This window comes from Staphylococcus sp. SUC_1.2 (assembly GCF_026222585.1).
The window spans coordinates 1-6,900 of record NZ_JANJPM010000056.1; the positions used below are offsets into that span (position 1 = coordinate 1).

A 6,900-nucleotide genomic window follows, 5' to 3' on the forward strand; every position below is an offset into this window, starting at 1 on the left:
CAAATCATCAGCATATTTTTTTCGTTGTAACCTGATTTTATCACCACCAACCTCACTAATACTATGAGATAGTTGGCTTCCTTTTAATAATACAAAACCTTCTGAAGTACGACGTCCCATAGCTTTCACACCTTTTACTTCATATACAAAATTGGGCTCTAAAACATCTCATTCTTCATCATTCACAATTTTCTCAAATACTTTATATCCTAAAGCAGCCATAACAATTTTTGCATTATCCAAAAAATCTTCAAGTTCAAATTGTTTTTCTTCAGTTACATTACCTATGTTAGGTATATTCCCATTCTTTACTTCGTATCTATTACTCTCTTTTGCTATATTAACTATTCTATGTTCTAGATAGCTTATTTCTGTTGGACCAAATGAATTGTTAGACGTTGTTACTGCTACAGCTTCAGTCCAATAATCTTTAGTCGTATCGTTTTTGTGTTCATTGATTCGATATAAAAGACCTTCACCATTCGATCTAATGCTAGCTTGCCCAATATAAACGCTGTCTTTTTCATTATCATCCCTTGATCCAAAAAGAAAATATATGCCTGACTGCTTTAACTCTTCCCGATTAGAAATACGTTCAACTTTTGTTTATGGAATCTTGAATATTACTCCTGTCCAATTAGCAAGTGTACATTTGATACGTCTATTTACATCACCATCTATTAGATATAGATTGATATTCTTCCCTCGTTTAACCATAATTATTTGCTTCTTAAAATAAAAATACTTTTTCAAAATAAATAATATATATAAGGAAGTAGTGACCCAACACAATCATTAATACCTATAAATAATGAGTTGATTGTTCGTCAAAATGAGTGAGATTCCGGGATTTTCTTGTTATACCAACGTTTATCACGGGTTTTTATATGGAATTTTCTCTTATTCTCACCGGAATTCGTAATAAATGACAAATCAAATATATCGATTTATATGTTACTCAAATATAATAAGTTTATTTTTATTATTATGATATACAAAATTAATGAATATTATATACTAGCAATTAATATTAAAACTATTTTTACCGCTATAAATACACAGAAATTATAGTTAAAAATGTTTAACAAACATAAAAAAGGTAAAATTACTCTTTAAATAAATTTTATTTTTTGTATAATTATTGTATGTAACTAAAATAATTACATAATAAAGGGGTTATTAATTATGTTTATTCTTGCTACATCATTGTCAAGTCAAGTAAATCCTGATTGGCGAACTTATGTTATGCTTGCAGTTTATTTCTTTATTTTACTTATTATTGGGTACTATGGTTATAAACAAGCAACCGGAGATTTAAGTGAATATATGCTTGGCGGAAGAAATATTGGTCCATATGTCACTGCCTTATCTGCCGGCGCTTCTGATATGAGCGGTTGGATGATTATGGGATTACCTGGAGAAGTTTATACTACAGGTTTATCAGCAGCATGGTTAGCTATTGGGTTAACTATTGGAGCTTATGTTAACTACATACTTGTAGCACCAAGACTTCGTGTGTACACTGAAAAAGCGAATGACTCAATCACATTACCTAACTACTTTACACATCGCCTTAATGATCATTCTAATATTATTAAAATTATCTCTGGTGGTATTATTGTTGTATTCTTTACACTATATACTCACTCGGGTATGGTTTCAGGTGGTAAATTATTTAATAGTGCGTTTGGTCTAGATTATCATATTGGTCTTATTCTAGTTTCGGTGATTGTTATTGCTTATACATTCTTTGGGGGGTATTTAGCTGTATCATTAACTGACTTCTTTCAAGGTGTAGTTATGTTGATTGCTATGATTATGGTGCCAATTGTCGCAATGATGCAATTAGGTGGCGTTGATGTGTTTTCTCAAGCAGCAGATTTAAAACCTACTAATTTAGATTTATTTAAAGGTACCACTATTGTGGGAATTATTTCTTTCTTTGCTTGGGGATTAGGTTACTTTGGTCAACCGCATATTATAGTACGATTCATGTCAATCAAATCCGTTAGTCAATTAAAAACAGCCAGAAGATTTGGTATTAGTTGGATGGCTATTAGTTTAATTGGTGCTGTATGTGTAGGATTGATAGGTATTGCTTTTGTTCAAGATAGAGGAGTTAAATTAAATGATCCAGAAACACTTTTTATTTTAATGGGTCAAATTTTATTCCATCCATTGGTTGGTGGTTTCCTTCTTGCAGCAATTTTAGCAGCTATTATGAGCACAATCTCTTCACAACTACTTGTTACTTCTAGTTCACTTACAGAGGATTTCTATAAATTAATTAGAGGCGAAGAAGCTGCAAAAAAACATAAAAAAGAGTTTTTATTAGTAGGTCGATTATCTGTTCTTATTATAGCAATTATATCTATTATAATCGCATGGACTCCAAATGATACTATACTTAATCTTGTTGGTAATGCATGGGCTGGATTTGGTGCTGCATTTGGTCCACTGGTATTACTATCTCTCTATTGGAAAGGATTAAGTCGTACAGGAGCTATTTCTGGTATGATATCGGGATCAGTTGTCGTCATTATTTGGATTGTTTTTGTGAAACCATTGGGAGAATATAATGACTTCTTTAATTTATATGAAATTATTCCTGGATTTTTAACAAGTTTAATTGTGACTTATATCGTAAGTCTTATGACTAAAAAACCGAATAGAGATGTTGAAAAAGAATTAGAAGAAGTTAAAAAACTTGTAAAAGAAAAATAACACTTTATCACTTAAAGAGGTAGAACAAGAAATTGTGGTTCTATCTCTTATTTTTTTATTTACAAATTTCATTTTATTGAAGTATATAATTTTTTACCGGGAATTGTCACATCATAACGGCATTTGTACTTATCTTTCACACTGATTTGATTGGTTACTTGGAATTTATTCTGACACCATTGTTTTAAGTTCATGAAATCTATGTAAAGATCCGTATCATCATCTCTCTTTAGTACATAACTATCGCGTAATTGCATCGCACTATCAAATACAGATTTACCGTTAATCCCCGTCATTAAACGTTCAAATTCACGATCTGTTAGGGGTTTCCCATTTAATTTATCCTTATGACGTTCATTAATTATATTACGAAAATTATTATGTAATTGTTCAACGTTATGTATATTTACTCGTTCGTATCCTAAACTCTCAAGTTGTTGTTGCACTTCATTTTCTAATGCATATTCACTTTGATAAGCCATTCATTCATCCACCCTAAACTTAATCTTTCTTTAAATATATCAAAATTTAATAATAATTAATATTGGACACATTATTTTATACTAGATAAATAACAAACTTTTTTAAAATATAGTATATTTATTACTTTTTATTTGTAAATCCGACTAATAATTTTACTAAAAATTATTTAACTTGTAACGTTAATTTAAGTCGCAAAGTTTTTTCTCCATTCTTACTATACCTTCCTCATCAGCATTACTAACTCCATCCTTGAAGTTATAGCCAAACTTCTGATAAAAAGGAACTGCAGTAATTGATGCTGGTATTTCTATCCGGCTAGCTCTCTTATAAAACTCATCGTCTTCCAATGTATTAATAATAAGTTTTCCAATCCCTCTACCTTGGTATTCAGGTAAAACAAAAATAGTGAAAAAACTACTCTCTGTTAGACTATCCCAATAGGGACCAATTGCACCTGTCGCAATGATAATCTCCTCATCTCTAAATACATAAAAGTGAGTCCAAGAAGCTCTTTCGATGATTGACGACACAGTTATATTCTCAGCATCTTTTACCAAGTCTTCTTTAGAATAATCAAAGATGTTCGTTTCAAACATTGCTCGATGAATCAACTTAACAATTTCCTCAGCATCCTTTTCTTCAAAACGTTGAATATTAATGCCCATAAAATCATCTCCCTTGCTTTTAAAAATACTCTTTGCTAAGTATTCATCTAGGCCTTCTTTTTCTAAATAATATTTTTTAATTCAAATATAATAAACTATTGATCAAGCATAAATATTTCACAATACATTTTATTAATTATTAAAAAACCGCATCACTTATGATATGCTTCTGCTTATCGGGTAGTGATGCGGTTTTATTTTTCACCTTTTAAAATTTCTTTTAGTTGATTTAAAAATAACTGCGCTGATATAGATAAAGGCTTCTCTTTTTTCCAAACTACACTTAAACTTGATTTGATATTTTGCTGAAGCGGTATAAATCTTAGTGATGTATTATTAGTATTTACAATACCCCCAATGCATAATGCGTGGCCTACACCTTCTTCTACCATAATAGAAGCATTATAAAGTAAATTATATTTAGCTACTATATTTAATTGAGCATCTTCTAGATCTAATTCATTTAAAATCATTTTCTTTACACCTTGTTGTCTTGATATAATTAATGGTCTGTTAATGATTGATGCTGCACTAACCTTATCCATGTCTTTAAATTCTGAATCATGCTTCGTCAGCACCCCCCAGACATCTGCCCTATTTAATGCTATTGAATCATAATCAACTTTATTAATTGGCTCTATAATTACACCGAAATCTATGATTCCATCATTAATTTTTTCTAAAATTTGTTCAGCATTCCCACTAAATGTATCAAAAATAATTTGATTATGCTCTTTTCTCAACTCTTTTATTGCTTTAGCAATCGGCTTAATACTACTAGATTCTGCCATGCCTATATGAACTTCTCCAAAAACCTCTTTGTGTGTGATATTTGAAGTTGTTTTGTCTACTAAATTAATAATATCTCGTGCTTTACTCGCTAAATAATGTCCTTCACTTGTTAATTCTAAATATTTACCTTTCCTATTAAATAATGTTACAGATAGCTCTTCTTCTAAATCCTTAATTTGTCTTGAAAGTGTCGGCTGTGTGATATGTAATAATTTTGCAGCAGCACTGATATTCCCTTCAGCTACTACTGCTAAAAAATAACGTAATACTCTATTTTCCACATTCATCCTCCTATGCTTAAAACGTATAATAAATCATTCAATATAGGTATTTGTAATATTAATTGTAGCATTATAACATTGTATGTGTAATCATTCTCGAAAATTTATTGTTTAATCATGTACTCAGCGAAAATATTTGGAATCGAGTTGTCGAAGAAGATGAACCTGTATTCAAACAAATTCATGAGATTGTTGATACAAATGCTAAATTAGTATCAAAACTCAATGGTTCATACCATACCCACACTGAAATACTAACACTATTGTCCCAAATTACCGGCAAAGAAATTGATTCAAGCGTAGACATCAATTTACCTTTATATACGGATTTTGGAAAGCATATTTCTATTGGAAAGCACGTCTTTATAAATAGTAATGTTATGTTTACTGATTTAGGAGGCATTACTTTAGAAGATCATGTGTTAATTGGACCACGTGCTAATTTACTAACTGTGAACCATCCACAAAATCCTAAACAAAGAAGAAGTCTTATCGTCAAACCAATCACAATTAAAAGAAATGCTTGGATAGGTGCAGCTGCTACAATTCTACCTGGTATTACAGTTGGAGAAAATGCCATCGTTGGCGCAAATGCTTTAGTCACTAAAGATGTTCCTGCTAACACAGTAGTTGGTGGTAACCCAGCCAAAATGATAAATAAAATTAATTAATTTTTTTTGAAAATATGCATAGAACTATTATTAGATGTGTAACAAATTAGATACTATTCACTTATAAATTGATTCTAAAAAGGAGAGGAATTTAATTATGGCAATTAAAGATAAAGTAGTCGTTATTACTGGAGCATCAAGTGGTATTGGTGAAGCTACCGCTAAACGTTTAGCTGAAAAAGGCGCAAAACTTGTACTTGGAGCTAGAAGAGAAGATAAATTGAAAACAATCGTCGATAAAATCAAAAATTCTGGTGGAGAAGCTGTTTATGCCGTTACCGATGTAACAAACATTGAAGATAACAAAAATCTAGTAGATAAAGCTAAAGCACAATTTGGAAGAATTGATGTTATATTTTTAAACGCTGGTTTAATGCCTAATTCTCCACTTTCAAAATTAAAATCTGATGAATGGCATGACATGGTTGATGTAAATATTAAAGGTGTTTTAAATGGAATTGAAGCTGCTTTGCCTGAATTTATTAAACAAAAATCAGGACATGTTATTGCTACTTCATCTGTTGCAGGCTTGAAAGCTTATCCAGGTGGTGCTGTCTATGGTGCCACGAAATGGGCAGTTCGTGATTTAATGGAAGTATTACGTATGGAATCTGCTCAAGAAAAAAATAATATCAGAACAGCTACGATTTACCCAGCTGCAATTAAAACAAAATTATTAAATACCATTACAGATCAATCTACTGCTTCTAGTACTGAAGCAATGTATGATGAATACCAAATATCTCCTGACAGTATTGCAGAAATTGTAGCATTTGCTATAAATCAACCTGAAAACACGAATATCAATGAATTTACTGTTGGACCAACTAATCAACCATGGTAAAAGAAGGGAGTTAATACATTGAACACAGTTAAAATGACTATTGAAGATACAACATTTACTGCAAATTTTTTTGATAACCCAACTGCAATTGAAATCGAAAACCTTTTCCAATGGAACTAACGATGAAAGAAATAAATAATAATGAAAAATATCATAATTTTTCTCAAAATTTTTCAACAAATCCTCAGTTTATGAAACAAATTAACAAGGGAGACATCATGTTATACCAAGATAACTGTCTAGTTATCTTTTATAAAGATTTTAAAACTAATATCAAATACACACCTATTGGCAAAATAAATAATATGGAAAATTTAGGAATCATAAATCATTCCTCTGAGATTACAGTATCTTTTAAGATTTAACATAAAAAAATCGTTCAATTTAAATTGGACGATTTTTTAAGTTTATTTATTATAGGGCTCTGCGTATCGGTTAAG

At 30.6% G+C, this 6,900-nt stretch carries 6 protein-coding genes and 1 pseudogene; 4 read left to right on the plus strand and 3 right to left on the minus strand.

Annotated elements, in window-relative coordinates:
- Window positions 1-1,185 precede the first annotated feature (1,185 nt).
- Window positions 1,186-2,724 carry a sodium/proline symporter PutP gene (putP, locus tag NR218_RS12280; RefSeq protein ID WP_059748437.1) on the plus strand — a complete coding sequence of 513 codons (1,539 nt, stop codon included), beginning with the start codon at window positions 1,186-1,188 and terminating at the stop codon, window positions 2,722-2,724.
- Between the two features lie 101 nt (window positions 2,725-2,825).
- Here putP and NR218_RS12285 read toward each other — a convergent pair.
- The 3 genes and pseudogenes from NR218_RS12285 to NR218_RS12295 all read right to left on the minus strand — a co-directional run.
- Window positions 2,826-3,206, minus strand: a pseudogene (locus NR218_RS12285) (type I restriction endonuclease); the annotation flags it as partial.
- Between the two features lie 180 nt (window positions 3,207-3,386).
- The gene (locus NR218_RS12290) at window positions 3,387-3,872 is read right to left on the minus strand and encodes a GNAT family N-acetyltransferase (protein WP_059748435.1); all 486 of its coding nucleotides are present in this window, start codon (window positions 3,870-3,872) and stop codon (window positions 3,387-3,389) included.
- 194 nt (window positions 3,873-4,066) lie between these two features.
- Window positions 4,067-4,945 carry a LysR family transcriptional regulator gene (locus NR218_RS12295; RefSeq protein WP_059748434.1) on the minus strand — a complete coding sequence of 293 codons (879 nt, stop codon included), beginning with the start codon at window positions 4,943-4,945 and terminating at the stop codon, window positions 4,067-4,069.
- Window positions 4,946-5,052: 107 nt separating this feature from the next.
- On the opposite strand from NR218_RS12295, the gene NR218_RS12300 reads away from it, so the two are divergent.
- From NR218_RS12300 to NR218_RS12745, 3 genes are all read left to right on the plus strand, one after another.
- Window positions 5,053-5,616 carry a DapH/DapD/GlmU-related protein gene (locus NR218_RS12300; RefSeq protein WP_230197849.1) on the plus strand — a complete coding sequence of 188 codons (564 nt, stop codon included), beginning with the start codon at window positions 5,053-5,055 and terminating at the stop codon, window positions 5,614-5,616.
- A 97-nt stretch (window positions 5,617-5,713) separates the two neighbouring features.
- Window positions 5,714-6,460 carry an SDR family oxidoreductase gene (locus NR218_RS12305; protein ID WP_059748433.1) on the plus strand — a complete coding sequence of 249 codons (747 nt, stop codon included), beginning with the start codon at window positions 5,714-5,716 and terminating at the stop codon, window positions 6,458-6,460.
- Between the two features lie 122 nt (window positions 6,461-6,582).
- Complete coding sequence (locus NR218_RS12745; RefSeq protein WP_059748432.1) at window positions 6,583-6,825, plus strand: cyclophilin-like fold protein; 243 nt, start codon at window positions 6,583-6,585, stop codon at window positions 6,823-6,825.
- Window positions 6,826-6,900 lie beyond the last annotated feature (75 nt).

Bases quoted from the DNA above. Each gene is read 5' to 3' on its own strand.
- putP (WP_059748437.1), top strand. From the start codon at position 1,186: ATGTTTATTCTTGCTACATCATTGTCAAGTCAAGTAAATCCTGATTGG.
- NR218_RS12305 (WP_059748433.1), top strand. From the start codon at position 5,714: ATGGCAATTAAAGATAAAGTAGTCGTTATTACTGGAGCATCAAGTGGT.
- NR218_RS12745 (WP_059748432.1), top strand. From the start codon at position 6,583: ATGAAAGAAATAAATAATAATGAAAAATATCATAATTTTTCTCAAAAT.
- NR218_RS12290 (WP_059748435.1), bottom strand. From the start codon at position 3,872: ATGGGCATTAATATTCAACGTTTTGAAGAAAAGGATGCTGAGGAAATT.